At 55.7% G+C, this 17,847-nt stretch carries 16 protein-coding genes; 3 read left to right on the plus strand and 13 right to left on the minus strand.

The genetic code is table 11. The features are described 5' to 3' along the window. Positions 1-231: 231 nt before the first annotated feature. Both B2R17_RS07320 and B2R17_RS07325 read left to right on the plus strand, forming a co-directional pair. Positions 232-1,605, plus strand: coding sequence for an IS4 family transposase (locus B2R17_RS07320; RefSeq protein WP_286763446.1), 1,374 nt, complete (start codon positions 232-234; stop codon positions 1,603-1,605). Positions 1,606-1,924: 319 nt separating this feature from the next. Further along, a complete protein-coding gene (locus tag B2R17_RS07325) occupies positions 1,925-2,617 on the plus strand; it encodes a hypothetical protein (protein ID WP_286763447.1) in 693 nt (230 codons plus the stop codon). A gap of 129 nt (positions 2,618-2,746) precedes the next feature. On the opposite strand, the gene B2R17_RS07330 is transcribed toward B2R17_RS07325, so the two are convergent. The 13 genes from B2R17_RS07330 to B2R17_RS07390 all read right to left on the minus strand — a co-directional run bounded on the left by B2R17_RS07330 (position 2,747) and on the right by B2R17_RS07390 (position 17,169). Further along, positions 2,747-4,066 carry a DUF1501 domain-containing protein gene (locus tag B2R17_RS07330; protein WP_286763448.1) on the minus strand — a complete coding sequence of 440 codons (1,320 nt, stop codon included), beginning with the start codon at positions 4,064-4,066 and terminating at the stop codon, positions 2,747-2,749. Between the two features lie 77 nt (positions 4,067-4,143). Then, a complete protein-coding gene (locus B2R17_RS07335; RefSeq protein ID WP_286763449.1) occupies positions 4,144-6,792 on the minus strand; it encodes a DUF1549 and DUF1553 domain-containing protein in 2,649 nt (882 codons plus the stop codon). A gap of 424 nt (positions 6,793-7,216) precedes the next feature. After that, on the minus strand, positions 7,217-9,175 hold the full coding sequence (locus B2R17_RS07340; protein ID WP_286763450.1) for a glucuronate isomerase: 1,959 nt from the start codon (positions 9,173-9,175) through the stop codon (positions 7,217-7,219). Between the two features lie 113 nt (positions 9,176-9,288). Further along, positions 9,289-10,374, minus strand: a complete 1,086-nt coding sequence (locus B2R17_RS07345) for a site-2 protease family protein (RefSeq protein ID WP_286763451.1) — start codon at positions 10,372-10,374, stop codon at positions 9,289-9,291. A gap of 3 nt (positions 10,375-10,377) precedes the next feature. Further along, on the minus strand, positions 10,378-10,845 hold the full coding sequence (panD, locus tag B2R17_RS07350; protein ID WP_008666570.1) for an aspartate 1-decarboxylase: 468 nt from the start codon (positions 10,843-10,845) through the stop codon (positions 10,378-10,380). A 4-nt stretch (positions 10,846-10,849) separates the two neighbouring features. Further along, the gene (locus tag B2R17_RS07355) at positions 10,850-11,224 is read right to left on the minus strand and encodes a response regulator (RefSeq protein WP_008656289.1); all 375 of its coding nucleotides are present in this window, start codon (positions 11,222-11,224) and stop codon (positions 10,850-10,852) included. A gap of 199 nt (positions 11,225-11,423) precedes the next feature. Further along, a complete protein-coding gene (locus tag B2R17_RS07360; RefSeq protein ID WP_236615691.1) occupies positions 11,424-11,720 on the minus strand; it encodes a hypothetical protein in 297 nt (98 codons plus the stop codon). 142 nt (positions 11,721-11,862) lie between these two features. Next, entirely contained in the window at positions 11,863-12,369 is a 507-nt protein-coding gene (locus B2R17_RS07365; RefSeq protein WP_286763452.1) for a hypothetical protein, read from the minus strand. A 361-nt stretch (positions 12,370-12,730) separates the two neighbouring features. Further along, entirely contained in the window at positions 12,731-13,294 is a 564-nt protein-coding gene (locus tag B2R17_RS07370; protein ID WP_286763453.1) for a tetratricopeptide repeat protein, read from the minus strand. Between the two features lie 158 nt (positions 13,295-13,452). Then, positions 13,453-14,028, minus strand: a complete 576-nt coding sequence (locus B2R17_RS07375; protein ID WP_286763454.1) for a hypothetical protein — start codon at positions 14,026-14,028, stop codon at positions 13,453-13,455. After that, the gene (locus B2R17_RS07380; protein WP_286763455.1) at positions 14,018-16,048 is read right to left on the minus strand and encodes a type II and III secretion system protein family protein; all 2,031 of its coding nucleotides are present in this window, start codon (positions 16,046-16,048) and stop codon (positions 14,018-14,020) included. Before B2R17_RS07380 ends, B2R17_RS07375 begins: the two co-directional genes overlap by 11 nt. A 240-nt stretch (positions 16,049-16,288) precedes the next feature. Next, entirely contained in the window at positions 16,289-16,720 is a 432-nt protein-coding gene (locus tag B2R17_RS07385; protein WP_286763456.1) for a Fur family transcriptional regulator, read from the minus strand. Continuing rightward, positions 16,717-17,169 (minus strand): GTP-binding protein, encoded by a 453-nt coding sequence (locus tag B2R17_RS07390; RefSeq protein ID WP_286763457.1) that lies wholly within the window; start codon positions 17,167-17,169, stop codon positions 16,717-16,719. The genes B2R17_RS07385 and B2R17_RS07390 overlap by 4 nt, the downstream gene beginning before the upstream one ends. Before the next feature lie 173 nt (positions 17,170-17,342). On the opposite strand from B2R17_RS07390, the gene B2R17_RS07395 reads away from it, so the two are divergent. Continuing rightward, positions 17,343-17,807, plus strand: coding sequence for a hypothetical protein (locus tag B2R17_RS07395; protein ID WP_286763458.1), 465 nt, complete (start codon positions 17,343-17,345; stop codon positions 17,805-17,807). Positions 17,808-17,847: the final 40 nt, after the last annotated feature.

A 17,847-nucleotide genomic window follows, 5' to 3' on the forward strand; every position in this document is an offset into this window, starting at 1 on the left:
AAACTGCACGACCTCCTGCGCGGGCGGGGTTCGCAAGACGTCACGAACACAGCAAATAAAAAATGCACAACCTCTAGCAGCCTGTTGATTTAGTCGTATACCGAGTGACAACAATTAGCCGATGGGCGTTAGCCGAATAACACTTACTTTAGATTGAGTCTTCAGCTGCGATAATCTTGGCACAGTTTTTGCGCATCCAGGCTTCCTTTCTCAAAAAGGAGCCATTTTGGCATGAACGATTCCGAGCGAAGCATGGAAGACGACCAGCAGTTTGACCGTTCCTTCAAGCTGCTGCAGCAGCTTGTCAACTTCGAAGATGCGAACGAGCTTTTTGCCCAGCGAGCTCACACTGTTTACACCGCCTGCGTTGTCCTGTGGATGCTCGTCTACCAGCGTCTCATGCCAGATGCCTCGCTCGAAAACGCGGTGAAACATCTGCTCGACACTCGGCCGAGCTATCTTCCCGAGAACAAACGACTCGACGAAAACACGATCTCGAACGCATCGGGTGCCTACAGCCGAGCGCGATCTCGACTGCCTCTAGAAGTCGTTCGCTGGTTTGCCGAGGAAGTCAGCTCCGGCATCATTTCGGCCACCGAGCCTACATTCAACCAACAACGCGTGTTCCTGATTGACGGAACCACGATGGCTCTTGCACCGGAAAAAGAACTCCAACAAGCGTTTCCACCGGCAAGCAACCAACTCGGCGAAGGTATCTGGCCATGCGCGTTGCTAACCGTCTTTCATGAACTCGCCAGCGGCGCTGCAATGCTACCGCAAGTCGGACCGATGTACGGGCCCGAGGCAGTCTCCGAGACGCAACTTGCTCGCCAAGGTTTTGAGCAGCTTCCCGAGCACTCGATCATAATGTCCGATGCGGGCTTCGGGATCTTTGGAGTCGCGTATGAAGCCATCAATGCAGGGCACGACATTTTGCTGCGAATGAAGAAGGCTAACTTTCATTCGCTGCAGAAGAATGCCGAGCTGATTGAGCAATCCGAACATCACAAAAGTTACCGACACACGTGGATACCCACGAAGAAGAATCGCCAGACCCAGCCGGAGTTGCCCGCGGATTGCCAGTGCGATGTCTTTCTGCACGAGGTCAAGGTTACCGACTCGCTGACGCTTTATCTGGTCAGCACGCTGGCCGACGAAGCTTTCACGTTGGCCGCATTATTTGAGCGTCGCTACGATGTAGAAACTGACATTTGCAACTTCAAGGTGGTGATGGATGCCGAGAATATCCGTGCCAAGAGTGTCGACACATTCATGAAAGAACTCTACACGTCAGTCGTGGCTTACAACCTGACCAGTCAGCTTCGTATCGAAGCGGCCGCCATGGAGGAAGTTCCGCCGCGTCGAATGAGTTTCAAGCGAACGTGGACCACCTTTCAGACCTTTTTGTTGCGACACATGCACACCGAGCCTAGCCAGTGGCGCGAGGCCTACCGAACCGCCCTGGCGATCGCCCGCAAAGACAAGTTGCCAATTCGAGGCAAACGCAGCTACCGACGCGAGGCGTACCGCAAACGGCCCAAAGACGCGCAATTCGAAAAGCGAAAGAAACCACCGTCAAAGCTAAAAGACTCGGATCTAAAGTAAGTGCCATTCGGCGTTAGCCCCGGTTGGCGTCTGACTAACCGCCGCTAACGCGGTGCCGCTCATTAAATCAACAGCCCGCTAGTGTCCGAGGCAGTACCCTCTGAGCTTCTTACTTTGCGTTTGTAAAAACGTGACGATTGTGCGGGTTGGATCGATTGTTGAAATCGGCTCTTTGCAACCGCCGCAGAATTTAGTGCGACGGTGTCGGGCTGTAGCGGTCGAGTTGTGGAGGATGACCTAGGTTTGAAAGTCGTCTCTGTACCGATTTTCTCCAGTCAACTTGGTTATTCCCATGGGCATGAACTCCATCGATCCCGCCATGGACCTCAGTTCATTACCAGTCGTCCCAGTTTTCGTGATGATGGCTGCGCTTTGTTTGGTCATCGTTGTGGTCTATGGCTTTTCGATGAAGTGGAGCCTTTCCTTAGCGGGTTGTGGTGAGCACAGTTTCGCGTGGTCGTTTTTTGTCTCGATCGCTGCGGGCATGGCGAGTGGGGTGGTTTCTGTCGTCTGCGTCTTTGCTGCTGACTCAATCCCGCCGTATTTGCCATTCATACTGATGTTGGTCGCTTCCATTCTGACGGTCTCCGTCATGACGCAAAGTGGCCCCATCTCAGCGAGCGTCGCCTACATCGCCTTCATGGTGATTGGAGGATTTGGAATGGTTCTCAGCGTAGTTGTGCTCGCGGTCGTATCTACATCATTCATTGACATGGACGAGTTCGCGAAAATGGCTCAGTCGATGGATCCTGAAATGCTGCAGAACGCAGAGACGACCAGCGGAGAGGAAGATATGTGGGCCAACATGCCCTCCCAGTTCGACAATGCATTCTTCGAAAGTGAAGAAGCGGTCAGCGAGGTCAGTGCTTCGAGTCAAGCAAGTCGTGATAAAGACGAAAGTGGATCGCCTCAGCCGTACCACAGTGAGCGAATCGATGCCGGATCCCACGATCCACACGCTCCACGGAAATTAAACCCGAACTCCGTCCAGGTCAATCCGTTCGTTCAATAGAAGACGCCAACATAAGTGTTGGCCTTCTTTCAACAAAACGATCCGTGCGCGCTTCGCACAACGGCGTCCACATTGCTTTCCCCGTTGATTGCCAAACCGTCGATTGCCATGTCGCGTGTGGAAGAAGCGTTAGCTGAACAAGGCGTCGATCGGTCGACCGTCGCGAACCAAGGTGATGGGGCGTCCGGTTTCGCTTTCGAATTCCATTGTGGGATCGATTCCCAAGTTGCGATAGAAACTGGCCGCGACATCATCGGGTGTGATCGCTTCGTGTCGGGGACCTGAGGCGGTGTCGTCGCTCTCTCCGATCACCTGGCCACCACGCACATTGCCGCCTGCCATCAGCATGAACATGCAACGTGGGTAGTGGTCTCGACCACCTTCAGCACTTCGGTCGTTGATCTTTGGAGTGCGGCCAAATTCACCGGTGACGAAGACCGCTGTGGAGTCGAGAAGTCCGCGCTGTTCCAATCCAATCAACAGGCCGCTGAGTCCCGAATCCAATTTTGGAAGCTGTTGTTCCTTCAGCTTGGTGAAGTTGTCTTGGTGCGTATCCCATCCACCCAATTGCAGCGACACAAAGCGCACGTCGGATTCGATCAGACGCAATGCAAGCAGGCAGCTTTGGCTGAAGGCATCGTCCGCGAATTGCTTTCGCATGCTTTCCGGTTCGCGTGAGATATCGAAGGCGTCGCGGGCCCGTGACGACGTGATCATCGCATAGGCTTGTTCGCCGAAGCGGTCCAATCCTTGAAGCAACGACTCGTTCTTCTCGATGGACGCGAATCGACGATCCAGTTTCTTGAGAAGGCTCTGACGCCGCGTGACTTCGTCGATTGACACGTTGCCGGGCAGTGCAATTCCGCGTACCGAGAATGGTTTGTTGGGTGCCGGAGTTGACTTCGTTTCCAGAGCCGCATGTTGGATACCCAAGAATCCAGCACCGTGGGACGCTTTCGGGATCGCGACGTGGTTGGGGATGTCATGATCACCAGGGCGTTCTCGCGTCATCACGGCGCCATAGCTGGGGTATTCAAGTGACGGGATGGGGCGTGTGCCGCAGGCGATGTATTCCCGACCCAGTTGGTGGGCGGCGAGTGTGTGGCTGACACCTCGAAGGATTGCAAATTTGTCGGCGACCTGAGCCAGTTTTGGCAAGTGTTCGCAAATTTGAATGCCGGGAACGTTGGTTGGAATGGGTTTGAACGACCCACGAACTTCATCGCTCGCATTGGGTTTGGGATCGAACGTGTCGATGTGCGAAGGGCCGCCATTGAGCTCGATGAAGATGGCTCGTTTAGCACCGCTCGGCAACACACGACCGGCTTCTTCCGCTCGGAGCAACGAGGGCAGCGACATCCCAGGCAAGGCAACCGCACCCAAACCCAATGTTCCCGCACGAAGGAAATCGCGGCGAACGATTCCATCACATGTTCGATGAAGTTTCATTTGGAAGTTCCTGACTAAGAAAACGCTGGGTGCGAGATTGAGGTTGGACGGGGCCGCGGATCACGCGGTGGATGGTGTCAGTGCGTGATGATGAATTCTTTGGTGTTGACCAATGCCCACATCAGTGATTCGATGCCGACTTTGGGGGAATCAGATTCAGCGATGAATTGAAGCGAAGTCTCGCGTTCATCCGCATCAGGGAAACGAGACAACGTTCGCAGATAGGCGTCATCGACGACCTGCTCCATCGAAGTGTCTGTTTTCGATTCCTGTTCCGTTTCGACTCGAGTCAATTCCCATCCGTTTGGATCATCGAGCAAGTCGGATAGCTTTGGCGAATCAAACCCGTATTGGCTTAGTTTGTCTTGAACTCGTTTGTATTCACCGCGGATTCGATCTTGGTTGGCACGCCGTTGCTTCGGAGCCATTTTTTTGTATCGCTTGATCTTCGCAATGGTCTGGTTTCGGAATTGCTCGGTGCGACGTAGGACTTGCGGATCCACTCCCACATCACCGGACTCGAGACCAAGTGATTTCATTGTTTGATTGACCCAGCCATCTTTCGATCCAAGTTGGCGATACATTTCGAAGTCGTTTCGCAAATAGATCGACTGAAGCAAACTGGGCGAATCGCTCCGGTCGCAATCGCAATTGCTTTCCCGTTCCGACTGACCGAACACTTGGAGAGCGAAACTTCGGTTGTTGCGGTTCTGAGTGACTCCGTTGGCAATTGCCATTTTCTCCATTTCGCCTCGCATGCGATCCGCTTCTTTGCTGGAATGGGTCGCGAGCAACACAGCATCGTGGATCACTTCGGCGGGCAGTCGTCGTGGAACGTGGCGGGCAAAGTTGTGATCGTCATGTTCATTGCTGGCGTTGGTGTCCATGCTTCGCTGATACGCATCGCTGGTTGTGATCTCGCGAGAGAGCCACTTCAAGTCATAGCCGCTGTGAATGAAACCTTTGGCAAGTTCGTCAAGCAATTCGGCGTTGCTGGGAGCATTGGCAAGGTTCATGTCATCGGTTGGATTGATGATGCCGATGCCGAAGTAGTTCGCCCAAACGCGATTGACGATTGCCTTGGCGAAGTATGGATTGTCGCCTTGGCGAAGCCAGTCCATCAGGTCGCCTCGAGGATCACGGTCCAGTGAAACCGAGTTCGCCTGACCCAAAATGAAGCCTTCCGGAATGCTGACCTGAGCAGCCTTGGGGTTCTTCTTCGCCCTGGCTTTCGCACGCCGCTTTTGAGCTTGTATCGCCGAGTCGTTGTAGACCAGCTCAGGAAATGGAACGGTTTCACCTTGCGCGGCGGCCTTGAAAATTTTGCGACGTAGATCGCCGTTGCGAAGCTTTTCTTCGCCGGTGATTTTCGAGATCAACTCGTCTCGGTCGGCTCTCGAATCTCGAGCGACGGTGTTGGGGCGTGCTTCAATGCTTTTGAAGAGCATTGCGAACTGGTCAAAGTCATCTTTGGACCATTGATCAAAGGGGTGTTTGTGGCACTGAGCACATTCGATTCGGATCCCAAGGAACGAGTAAGCGAATCCAATCGCTCGTTCTTCCGGTTTTTGAAAGTTGCGACGAGCCCAGTACAGCGGCATACCAGAGCGTTCCGCGAATTGCGATTCGTTGCCCGGGCGGCAAGCTTGCGTCATCGATTCGCAGTATTGAAGGTAGGACTCGTCTTCCTCGCGGTTGTCAGCCATGACGATGCCTTCCACGATTTGGTCGTAGGGCAAGTTGTCTTCCAGTCGGACACGCAACCATTCGTACCAGAGTCGTGAAGCTGAACCGCGAATTGGCAACGCATTGTTCAGTTGCTCATCGCTGTTGCCTGTCCAATCCGCGAATCGGGTCGCCCACCAAGCCGCGTAGCCAGGCGAGTCGAGCAGTTCGTCAATCAAGCGTTCCCGTTTGTCCGATCGAGTGTCAGCCAAGAACGCACGCACGTCCGCGGCGGCGGGAAGCGTGCCAGTGATGTCCAAGCTGGCCCTGCGAATGAAGTCGGAATCATTGCAGAGTCCTGATGGGGTGATGCCCAGCTTGTCGAGTTTGACTTGAATCAGCTGATCGATTCGATGATCGGAAGGAGTCGGGGAAGGAATGGAATCCGTCGCCACGACACGACGAATGACAGGGACCGGAACGACTGCACGGTCGTACGCGATCACGACATGGGTGTCGCCGGGTTCGCCGGAGGAGACCAAGCCGTTTTCATCAATGGCGGCAATCGCGTCATCGTTGGTCGTGAACCGGCACAGGTCGGTGACGTCTTCACTGGTGCCATCCGCCCAATGCGCGATCGCGGTTAGCGTGACCGTCTGCGATTCGTCTTGGAACTGAATCTCGGACGGTTGAATCTCGAGCCGATCGAGCTCATCGACTTTTTGCTTGTCGAATTTGGCTCCCGCGGCGATCCAATTGCGAAGCGTGTTGTATTGCCAGCTGCCCTCGTCCAAACGCTTGCCTCCCTCATGCATATCCGCATCGGTTGGTTTGGCCAGGATCAGACTCTCGGCGACATCTTCGGTATCAACTCGGCCGGTGTTCGGATCGAGCAGTGCAGCGTGGTCGGCTCGAAAGTCATATCCGAACAATGAGAGTTGAAAGTCACCACGACCTTGGAAGGATCCATGACAAGCTCGCCCATTGCATCCCAGGCGGCCAAGCAACGGTGTGACGTGGCGTTGGAAGTTTGGGATTTCCTCGGACGTCCCATCGGACATGCGAATCGAAAGTGGCTCAGCGACGTTTTGATCCGAGCGGCTTGTCGCCGAAGCCGTCGATGGAGCGGGAGATTCAGCCCAGGAGGCATTAGCGATGACCGCGAAAATCAAAACGGATCCGCAAATCGCCTGGAGGCGGAATGCCAAATTCAAGCTTCGTGTAAGTCGCACCACGGTTTCTCCCTCAGGACACCAGCGTTGCCGCTTCATCGCGGACAACATCGCCATTCACAGCATTGAACGCGCGTCGACCACCAAAGTACCGTCCGGAAGAACGCAATTGGGGTAAGAAACCCGAGATTCACGCTTCTTAGCGGGTGCGAATTGAGCGGTCGAGTGGTTTTGCGGTGTCTTGAGGAACCTTGGGCGAACTGCGCGGCCAGCCTGTGTGGCACGCGGCGATCTCACCGAGCTGCGGAGGCGATCAGGATTCCTTGGCGGGTTCGTCGTCGTCGCTCAGGAAGTCGAGGTCGAACTCTTCCAATTCCTCAACGGTCTCAGCCGTTGGATCGGTTCGTTCAGCGGAAGACTCGTCGCCGCTGGCAGCGATGTTTTCGCTTTCCGTGATGATGATATCGTCGTCATCGCTATCGCTGACCGGCAGCGTGAACTCACCGGTGTTCGGGTCAGATTCCAACTGCAACGAATCATCATCAGGACTGAAAGACGATTCGCCGCGAAGCTGGGTGATTGGCTCACTCGGGGATTCGTCATCCAGCAGATTGCCAACATCAAGTGGTTCATCATCGACCAAACTATCCAGCTGTTCGGCCGACGTTTCGCTTGCGGCCGTGTCATCGAGCAGTTCGACATCATCAACGCCGAGTTCTTGGACTTCTTCGTCGGCTGGTAGAGCGTCGACGTCCAGTGATTCCAGTTCGTTGGAATCGGTCTCGGCCTGTTGAGGCTCCTCAACCACTGGGGTGGAACCGAAGTCCAACACTTCAGTGACCCCGGCGACGGCGGTTGCGACACCGAGTGCACCGAGCGATTCGACACCAGTGGATGGAGAGTCAGCGTCCTCACCAGATGCTTCTTCGGATGACGAATTCGTTGCGCCCTTGGGTAGAGGGAAAATCTCTTCGACGTTGTCGCGAAGCACTTTGCGTCCGAGTTCAACGGCCCGCTCGACTGACCATCCTCGGTCGCTGACAAACTGGTCGGCCAAAACTCCGCTGAGCACTTTGCGGTACATGTCGAACTTTGGCCAAATGAATTCCAGCTTGTACGCGTCGCTGTAGTAGCCGATCTGTTTGGTTTGAGGAACCGCTTCGAGTCGTGCGGCAGCATCGCGAGCGATGAACGATGGCGTGTTGCTGTACCACCAGTGGCCGTTGGTGATCACGTTGGGGAAGATCCATGCGTAGCTGACCAATTCTTGATTGGTAACGCTGGCCAAGACGGAAACGGGGAATTTCACGTTCGGGAACGAGTTGAACAGTTCGCGATACTGAATCAGTGAGACTCGCGAGTCATAAAGATCTTGTCCCTGAAAAACACCCTCCGGATAGACTTGGCGATTGACGCCAATCATCAAATCGAACGGCAAACCAAACTCGTCGCAAAGTTCAGCGAGCGTCCAGAATACACGTCGAGCCAATGCGTCTCGGTGCGATGCATCTGCGGAGATACCTTGTTGCAAGACAGCGTTGAGTGCAGTGGATGCTCGACCATCACCAACAGGAGTCGGCGTGAAGGTTGGTGGGATCGAAATGGCACACGCACGGGCGCCGCGAATGACGAAGTGCTCAAAGCGTTGCTTTAGGCTGGAACGAAGGCTTTCGAGGCTGCCGTCCAGTTCGATTCCTGTGCATGCCGCCAATCGGCCGCGAACTTCAGGTTTCGCGAGGTGGAAAACCAAGTCGTCGGTGCGAAGGCATGGGATGTAGGTTTCGGTGTCAAAACCTTCCAAAGCATCGTCAAAGTCGTTGGTCAAAAAGACCGCTTGGACGTTGCTTTGGTCGAGCACCGTTTCGGACCACTGCGCCGACGCCATGATCGATTCGCTGCGATCGTAGAGTGCTTCCCAATTGTTCAGGTGCAGTCGATCTTCTTCGAAGCCAAAGAACGTGCGGCAAATTTCGATCAACCAACTGTACTGGGCCGTGTTCTCGAGCGGTTGCAAACCACCCACTAAACGTTCGACGAGTTCTTTCGGGCCGATCGCCTTGTCTTCGATCTGCGACTTTGGCATTCCCGCCGAGTGTGCCAGTTCGGTGTAGTAGTGGTAACCAAGCACATCGGCCAGCGTGGTGGATGCCGGCGAATGCGGATTGATGTGCGAGTGTGGGTCAATCAACCGAATCGACGTCAACGCTTCGTAAATTTCGGATTTCGGTCCGTTGGCAACGCTGGACGAGTCTGACATGGTGGCGGCATTCATGAGTGGCGAAATTCAATCGCACCAGGATACTCACTGATGCCCCGTGGATCGACCGTGGTATGTAACAACCTCGGATGGTATCCAGCAAAATTCCTCTTCAGAATCGCTGCAACTCAAAACACGAGCGAAGTCGATGCCAGCAGCTCGGTGAACGCGGGCAAGATGATCTGAGATCCTTTGTCGAAACCCGTCTCATTTACGAAGGTCTCGAGTCGATCGAACTCGCCGACAGCGGGGTCATGCCAGCGATGAAGTGACCAAATCCACCATCCAAAAAGCGTGCTCACCATGATGGAGCCAAGATAAACCAGCCCAACAATTCGCGATGCAAGCGGGGTGGGCGGTGGCGCGATCAACGACTCGTAGAGTTGAAGCACCAGCGACGCCTTTTGGGGCGGCGCGAGAGCGCGGAGAGCGGTTTCATCGATGGCGGAGGCGATTGTTTCAATCGCCGCCTCGGGAACCCCGCTCTCGGTAGGCGGTGGAATCTCGTCCTCGCTCAGTCGGCGGCTCAGCCAGCAAGTTCGGTAAGTCAGTGGCATGGTGAACAGCAATGGAAAGATCAATAGCAGCAGCCACGGCTCGCCAATTGAAATACTAAGTCCAGCGATCACCAGCATCGTCAGCACACGACCAAGAACTTCTCGCCAGGGCGATGGCCGGGCAAAGGTGGACTGCACGATTCTGCCACCGTCCAGCGGCAGCAAAGGAAGCAGGTTCATCCAGTTCAGCAACAGGCCCAATCCGCCCAACTCGAGCAGCCAAGGATGACTGCTGTTCATCAACAGAATCGGTACCGCCGAAACGGAGGCGTTTGCGTCGGAATTGCCCGCTGATGCGATCAGCAACAGCACCATGGAAATCGCGATGCCCGGCAAAGGGCCCGCAAAGTACACGATAGCCTTCTTCCAACGCGGGATCCGAATCGGTTGGCCACTGACAGCGGCGCCGAGCATAGGCACGAACACCATTCGAATGTTTCGGTACCCGAACGCTCGCATGGCAACGAAGTGGCCGCCTTCGTGTAGGAGCAAGATGCCGACCAGCATCAATACCAACCGAAGGTCCCACCACAGAAGGCCCACCGCAACAAACAGAGCGAGTGAGACGAGCAAGACGAGAGTTTGGCGTCGCCAATCGTTGGGCTGAGATTCCTTCGCTCGGACCGCAGCGACGAGCGAAACGCCCGAACCGGACATGCTCTAGCAACCTTCAGCGAGCGGTTGTCCGTCAGGCGTCATTTCAGTGGAGCGAACCAGGTGTGTGTCATCGGAATCGGATCGCAGGTTGGGACCGGCGACCTCGGGACCGATGTGGGACAACTGATTGTTGTCGTCAACAAAGATCAATCGCGGCTTGTGCGTCGCCGCATCAGCTTCAGGAACCATCGCGTAGGCCGCCAATATCACATGGTCGCCGGGACGAATCAGGTGAGCGGCGGCGCCGTTGGCACACACGTCGTTGGAATTTGGGAGCCCTTCGATCGCATACGTTTCCAGTCGCGTGCCTCGAGTCACGTTCCAAACATGCAGCGATTCGTAGGGGTGAATCTTCGCAGCGACCAACAGTTCCGGGGGAACGGTCAAGCTGCCTTCGTAGTTCACGTCTGCACCAGTCACCGTCGCGCGGTGAATCTTGGCCGCCAGCATTTTTCGATAAGGTGTGTCCACCAACTCAGTCCACCAGGTAGGGCTTCAGTTGTTCGATTGTTTTGTCCGAACCGATTTCCAATTTTCCAAACCCTCGCTCGGCCCCTTCGCTCATGGCCGCTTCTTGATGTTCGTCGTAATTGGTGACCAGCATCACGGGCACTTTGGCCAGATCAGGATCGGATTTGATTTGTTTGATCACATCCAAACCATCCGTGTAGTCGCGATCGAGTTTTCGATTGACCGTCACGAGGTCCACATTGCGCTTCTTCAACAATTCGATCGTGTCCTCGGCACCGTGGGTCTGCAACACCGCAGCGTCAAAGTGTGAGGTCACCATTTGACGAATGGCATTGAAATCAGGACCACAATTGCCGCAGTCGACTAGGGTTTTCGCCATCGGATGAAACTTCTCCGTCGAGGGGGTTCCAGGAAGTTGCCTGGGAACGATCGAACCGAAACATTCTGGTGTAACCGCGCCAGCATGAATCAACAAGGTGCAAGAGTCGTAACTGCTGAGAGCAACGATCGCGCCAGTTTCGCTGGAAATCGATCTGTTGGACCCGGGACGCGTAAAATCCGGCCCCGCAAAACGGGCTTCACCGAGTCAGTTCGTGATTTTGGATCCAACGTTGCATATCGGCATGAATCTGCGAAGGCGTGCGATTATCGCTCAGCGATGGGGAGGAGGCGATAGAGAGCTCTTTCGCCAGCATTCGCAGTGCCATCGCGTGCAGTTGGCTCAGCAAATGGTCGCGTTCTGCGACAGCTTGTCGCAAATCGGCTTTGGTCGCTCGAGACTCAGGTGGTGCCGGTGCACCTTCGATCAAGAATTTCTCAATCCAGTCTCGGTCGGGATCAATCGGGCGTTTGCAACTTCGGCAGGATTTGACCATGTGCGTTGTTTCAGCCATTGGACAGAAAGTCCGCCTGGCTGGTTTGACGTGGAAGGAGTAGCTCGTACGGAAAACCGCGATCGCCACAGGGTCCACCCTCGTCGCGGCAGTTCAAAACACGATCCATGTGCCTCGACGAAGTCTAGCACGTTCGATCAACGAAGCCGACGTTGTTGCGATGATTCAGGCGTCGAGCTGGTGCGACTCGTTCGAGCGGTTTCTTCGGTAACCTCTGGTTGCCGCGGCGGTCGTGCTCGAAACGACAGCGGTCAATGAGCACCTGTTTGAGTTTGGACCTGCCTCGCTGGACGGAAGCGTGAGCTCGACCATAGCTTTTCATGCCGGCCAAGTAGAACCCACGTTCGGGTTGTTTCAATTCTTCCGCTCCGTGCGATGAAACGGTTCCGCAGCTGTGTTGATTCGGATCGATCAAAGGGCCGAGTGCTTTGGTCGCTTCCGTTGATGCATCCACTTCCAAGCGAAGTTCGCGAAGCATGTTTAGACTGGGACGTGCTCCGGTCGCAACGATGATTGCATCGACGATCACCTGTGACTCGCCACCGACGTTGAGGATCTCCAGCCCAACAGTGTGTTGGCGGATCGAACCAATCGAAATGTTCGTCAATGATGTCGCTTGGCCACCGGGCACGCCCGATCCAGGCCCGCGTCAGCTGTGGTGGCCCGACGACTACGATTGCCCGCTGCGCCGGAAGAGCCAGTCGTGCGTCGCCACCACACGCCTGGCCGCGACTGCCGCCTGACCATTCAGGCGAGTCCTGCCCCCGCATGACCGACTACCCCGTCGTGCATCCTGGCGACTGAGGCGATGACTGACCCAGCTACCCTGGTGTTTTCGATGACTGAACGCCAACCTAATAAGTCGACGACGAGTAGTCTCCATCAACAACTAAAATTACGCCACGGCTGCATTGGACATTCCAGTGCAGCCGCATTTCATTCTTAGCTCGCCTGTTTATGTTCGACCGCTGCCAGTCGGCAGATCCTTCGCGTTAGCGTATTGAGCCCTTTGATTCGAACACCGATGCCAGCGATTGTGTTTTCGTGTCGAGTTTGTTCGATTGTTTTGCAATTTGAAGGTGCGTCTTGGCGGACTCGAAATTGCCATTGTCAATGTCCAAGATCGCAAGATTGTGATGGGCTGCGTCCGATCCGTAAGCTTTTTCGAAGTGCCGCAACGCACCTGCGTGATCGCCCTGTCGATAGTGAATCACTGCAAGCGTTGATCGCAGGCGAACGTTGTCAGGCTCGGCTTGCAGTGCTTGGCCTATTTCAGAAATTGCTTGATCAAAGCGACCAGCTTCCATCAGGGTCCAGGCAAAGTTGTTCGCCAGTTCGATATCGTTGGGGGACCGTAGAAGGCAACGTTTGTAACGCTCGATCGCAGCATCTGAATTCCCGACGTCGGCGTACAATGGCGCGAGCTTGGCATCGACCGGTGCGGCCGTTGGGTCGAGTTGTTCGGCACGTTCATAAAGCTTGATGGCTTCGGCTGTGTGTCCTTGTCTGGCGACCGTCTTGGCGGTTTCTAAGCACAGCAAACGCTCACTGGGCATTTGTTCGCGCGTGGATTGCGCCGATAATGACGACCCAAGCGGTTTCAAAAATTCTGAGTCGTGATTCTTATCGATACTGCTGCAACCGACCGGTAGTGCGAGTGTCGAGAGCATCATCCAGGCACGAAGCCTACTGCACTTGCGAGCTCGTAATCGCATCAAAAGATGCCTCCGGGTAAGGTGCCGCCTTGACCGCCCAGGCCAGCTGGTCTTGAAATCGGTGCTCCTGTGCCCGTCGATGAGTTACGGATGTTTCCGAATCCGCCAGCGACCCGTTCGGCCTGCGGACCACGCAATCCGAGTGCCGCCGGCGTGGCGACTTCGACGATGGGTGCGGTGACTCCGAAGGATGCGAGTTGCCCAATGACGGCGTTCACCCGCTTTGAATCCAAGGAGACGTCTCCGGAAGGCTCGATGACAGCAGGCTGCATCGCTGCCAATCCGCTGTTGGCGTTGCGGGCCATTCGCTCGCTCGCGCCAGGTGAAAGCTCGGCACTGGTACCGATGAAGTCACATTGGTACAGCACCGTTTGATCGGCAACCGCACCGGTGACTTGAGCTGTTTGCCAGTTGCAAACCTTCGAACCGGCAGGCTCAGGAACCGCGCCGGCAGGAATATCAGCGCATCGATCGACGCCCAAGATTCCTCCCCGTGAAGTGCAGCCGAGAGTCGCTGTCAACGCGAACGCCAAACTAGTCACGGCGAGTCCAATCAACATTGTTTTATTGAGCATGACTGCCTCGCTGAATCATTTCGCGTAACGACGAACCTTTCAACACCGCACCTTGCTGAGCTGGCACCGCAACGGGCAGCGATTCCATGGAACCGTTGTCGACGGTGGTGGTCATCGGTTGGTAACTCACCGGTTGGCTTTGAGATCGAATGGCCGTGTGTGGCCCGGGTGACGGTTGAGGACAGCAGCGGTCCGTCGGTCCAACCTCTCCGATCATGAAGAGCTCAGGACAGCAATGCTCCGCCCGTTTCTGCCTTGCATAGTCGGTCCGCACCGATGAACGGTGATCTTTGGACCGTCGGCTCTCCAAACGGTTCGCGATGAAGAACTCGATGTCGGTGGGCTCGTAAACGTCGCTGCCGGGCAGAGCGGGAGTTTCGCAAGCGTCGACCGGTGCAACCAAATGAGGTGTGACAAGAATGACGAGTTCCTGTTCACCACTGCTGCTTCGGTTGACGCCACCGGTTGCTCCGATGACTGGCAAATCCCCCCAGAAAGGCGTGCGATCGGAACTGGCCCCATAGTTCGTCTGCAGCAATCCAGCGACCGCAATCGTTTGGCCGCTTCGAAGCTGCACCGTCGTGGAAAAGTTTCGGCTGTTCAGCCCCGAGACCTGAGTCCCGCCGCCTCCGCCACCGATGCTTGTCCCCAAAGACTCATCACGAGTGCTGACTTCAGCATTCATTTGCAATCGAATCACGTCGCGATCTTGGATGAACGGAGTGAATTGCAATTGCACACCAAAGGGAACGAACGAGACACCTTGCAGATTGTTGCCAACACCACCGCTGCTGATGATCGGGATGGGGAACTGACCGCCGGCTTGGAAATCAGCGGGCTGGCCATTCATCGCGACCAAGTTTGGCTCAGCCAGCGTTCGCGAAAGGTTCAATCGCCGGAGTGCTTCGATGGCCAAGCGGACTTGGCCCATGTCCAACGAAGCGAGAATGTTCGCACCGGATTGGTTTTGAGTGCTGGCGAGGTTGCCAGTCAACGACTGAAACACCGTCAAGCCGTTGTCATTGTCGACGCCAAAATTCAATCCGATGCTGCGAGCGGCACTTCGATTGACTTCCGCGACGGTGACTTTCAACATCACTTGCTGCTCGCCGACGATCTTCATCTGATTGATGATCCCGGCTTGCGACAATGCGATCGGATCCAAGTTGCGTCGTCGCTCCGCGGCAGCCTCCTCGCTCGAAAGCGGATCCACCGCGCCGATGAAGTCATATGCCGCCGCGACGGTAACCGGATTCGCTGGCCGGGTCACACCCGCCCGAACTCCGCGTGCCCCTGTCAGGATCTGCAAGATCTGCGACATTTCAAACGCATCCGGTGCTTGCCCGCGAACGATCAAGCGATCCGCAATCTCATCGAGCTGGACAAAGCTGTTCGGAAACTTCTCGTTCAGTTCCGTTTCCAAATCGCCGACGGGCTTGGCAAGAATTGGATCCTCGTAAACCCGCACCAAGTAGCTGACAACGCTTTGACCGCTCGGCGCGCTGGCATCTTGGAACCACAACATCAAGGTCGTCGTTCCTGGCTGAACGCCCGTCACGGCCAATTCGCGACCACTTTCTTGATCGATGATCTCAGTGCGAATGGTGTCCTCATCGGGGACATAAATTCGCGTTGGCGTATCGGAGAGGCGTAGGACTTTTGGACGACCGAGGACCAGCGAAAGTGGTATCTCAGGATCAATCTCCGACTCGACAAAGCGACTGGCTCGTTGCTTGGCATCGTCACTGGGCGGCGGCAGAATCAAATCCGCGGGCAACCCGGATTGAATGCGAGACGGTCCAACATCCGGAACTGGTTGCCACGGAACAGCGCGTTCGTCGTTTGGAAGTTCCAAGCCCGAGCGGATCGGTCGAGGCTCACCGGGTTGCAGATTGGTTTCCGGCAACCGCACCGGACCGCGTTCTTGTGCGAACCCGGGTATCGCGATCCACCCCATGAGCAGCATCGCCAGAACACGACGCAGCGGTGATATCAGCGGCATTGCCGACTTAGGGGTCATGAAACGTCTTCCGTGAATGGACTGCAAAAAGACCTGCGTAAAACGTCGCCGCAATCGACGCAGCACCAGCAGGACGGGTCCGACCACAGGACAATCCTTCCAATCGGCACAATCGGAAGACAACTTGAGCCGCGTTCGCAGGGTCAGTCATGCGAGGTCGATCACACCCGCGTTTTCGACTGGACGCTCGCCGAAGCGAATGTCGCCTAAAATCCTCGCCGCGATCAGTTTCGAACCAACCTACCGGCAGTCGTTGCAATGCCCGCGAAGAAGGATCTCGGTCACCTTGCCAACCTTGCCACTCTCTCGCTGGCTGCCGGCGGTCAACTTCACGTCATTCAAGCAAGACACGGTGCCGCAATCGATGCACAGAAAGTGCGGATGAGCCGATTGGTCATGCTCTCCCTCGGCGATCGCTTCGAATCGCCAAACGTGATCTCCTAATTCGGTCCGGCGAAGCAAACCGGAGTCCGTCATGTCGTTCAAGTTGCGAAACGCAGTCGCTTTGTCCACGCCGCTGGCGGCGAGCTGCTCGGCGACATCCGCATGAGTCAAAGGAGCCTTCGCTTCCCGAAGCATGACCAGGGTGGCGATTCTCGCAGGAGTTGCTCGCAACCCCGCCTCACGAATCGCCTGCTTGATGGCTTCAATGGACTCAGACGACTTGCTCACAGCGGTGACCTAAAAGAAATGAACCTGACCAGGATTCGACAACCAACGCTCAGCATATCAACCTGCAATTCTTTTGCAAATCCACAGAATTGGCAGGCACCAATCCAGCGAGGCTGGGTTCCCCCGGGAACTGAAACGCACCGAGGATGCCCCGCGTCGCTGGGTTCAAGCAGAAGCCGATCTGGCTTGCTGCGGCGAATGAATTGGCTGAAGACCGCATCAAAAGCGAACGCGACGGTACAGCACAGGCAACCGCCGCCAAGTTCCTGCACGTTGACCTCCGGACACTTCGAGTCGATCAGCAGCTCGTCCACGGTCACCATGCCGTACTCGTTCACAAAAATCGACCATCGTTCGCCATCCGGTCGGTGCTCAAGCAAGCGATTGATCGCGGTCGTCTTCCCTGACCCAAGGAATCCCGTGATCAAATTGGTTGGGATCGACATCATCGAACTCGAACGGGACTGTTTTGCTGGCTGAGGTTTGGCATCCATTTTGGATACTTTAGCTGATCCCCAAGAACACTTTCGTGATGCACACGTATTGCATGTGCCGTACATTGTCATAAGCTAAGCATGTCCTGACGGCACTCATCGCTTCTTTTCCTACGAAGGGTTCTCCTATGTTGCTCAAGTTCCGAACACTCTGCTTGGTCGTTGCCTTGGCTGGTTGCGGGCCCCTCGCCACGGCCGACCAACCCTCTCCGCAGCAGCTCACTGACACCGCTAGCAACATCGCCGCGAACGGCACCGGCGAGTCGGTGCACGAAGATCGCCCGATTCTTGTCGTTGCTCACAAGAGCTTGCTCGACAGAATTGCGACTTGGACCGACGCTCCGGCAGAATGCCTCTTCGATCGAGAAAACCTAGCCGACGACAACGCTCAACGGACCGTGCCGGCTTTGCCCATCGCTCGATTGCTCAACGCGAAGTGCTATCTCTATTGCCCAAGCGAAGAACTGCCCATCGAAGCCATCTATCGAGAGCGTCTGGCAAACCATGGTGTGAAAGTCATCTCCATTGCCTCACCGTCCCAGCGTCGCAATCAAGAACTGCAGAAGAGTGCGCTGTTGGCCAAGTTGCAGTAAGCAGCAATCGAACCGAACGGATAACACCAAGTGGCATAGG

Source organism: Rhodopirellula sp. UBA1907, assembly GCF_002337565.1.
Classification (GTDB): domain Bacteria; phylum Planctomycetota; class Planctomycetia; order Pirellulales; family Pirellulaceae; genus Rhodopirellula; species Rhodopirellula europaea.

What these genes read in the sequence shown, in the direction of transcription:
- B2R17_RS07320 (WP_286763446.1), top strand. Translation starts at nt 232, where the DNA reads ATGAACGATTCCGAGCGAAGCATGGAAGACGACCAGCAGTTTGACCGT.
- B2R17_RS07325 (WP_286763447.1), top strand. Translation starts at nt 1,925, where the DNA reads ATGGACCTCAGTTCATTACCAGTCGTCCCAGTTTTCGTGATGATGGCT.
- B2R17_RS07330 (WP_286763448.1), bottom strand. Translation starts at nt 4,066, where the DNA reads ATGAAACTTCATCGAACATGTGATGGAATCGTTCGCCGCGATTTCCTT.
- B2R17_RS07335 (WP_286763449.1), bottom strand. Translation starts at nt 6,792, where the DNA reads ATGTCCGATGGGACGTCCGAGGAAATCCCAAACTTCCAACGCCACGTC.
- B2R17_RS07340 (WP_286763450.1), bottom strand. Translation starts at nt 9,175, where the DNA reads ATGAATGCCGCCACCATGTCAGACTCGTCCAGCGTTGCCAACGGACCG.
- B2R17_RS07345 (WP_286763451.1), bottom strand. Translation starts at nt 10,374, where the DNA reads ATGTCCGGTTCGGGCGTTTCGCTCGTCGCTGCGGTCCGAGCGAAGGAA.
- B2R17_RS07355 (WP_008656289.1), bottom strand. Translation starts at nt 11,224, where the DNA reads ATGGCGAAAACCCTAGTCGACTGCGGCAATTGTGGTCCTGATTTCAAT.
- B2R17_RS07360 (WP_236615691.1), bottom strand. Translation starts at nt 11,720, where the DNA reads ATGGTCAAATCCTGCCGAAGTTGCAAACGCCCGATTGATCCCGACCGA.
- B2R17_RS07370 (WP_286763453.1), bottom strand. Translation starts at nt 13,294, where the DNA reads ATGCCCAGTGAGCGTTTGCTGTGCTTAGAAACCGCCAAGACGGTCGCC.
- B2R17_RS07375 (WP_286763454.1), bottom strand. Translation starts at nt 14,028, where the DNA reads ATGCTCAATAAAACAATGTTGATTGGACTCGCCGTGACTAGTTTGGCG.
- B2R17_RS07380 (WP_286763455.1), bottom strand. Translation starts at nt 16,048, where the DNA reads ATGACCCCTAAGTCGGCAATGCCGCTGATATCACCGCTGCGTCGTGTT.
- B2R17_RS07390 (WP_286763457.1), bottom strand. Translation starts at nt 17,169, where the DNA reads ATGATGTCGATCCCAACCAATTTGATCACGGGATTCCTTGGGTCAGGG.
- B2R17_RS07395 (WP_286763458.1), top strand. Translation starts at nt 17,343, where the DNA reads ATGTTGCTCAAGTTCCGAACACTCTGCTTGGTCGTTGCCTTGGCTGGT.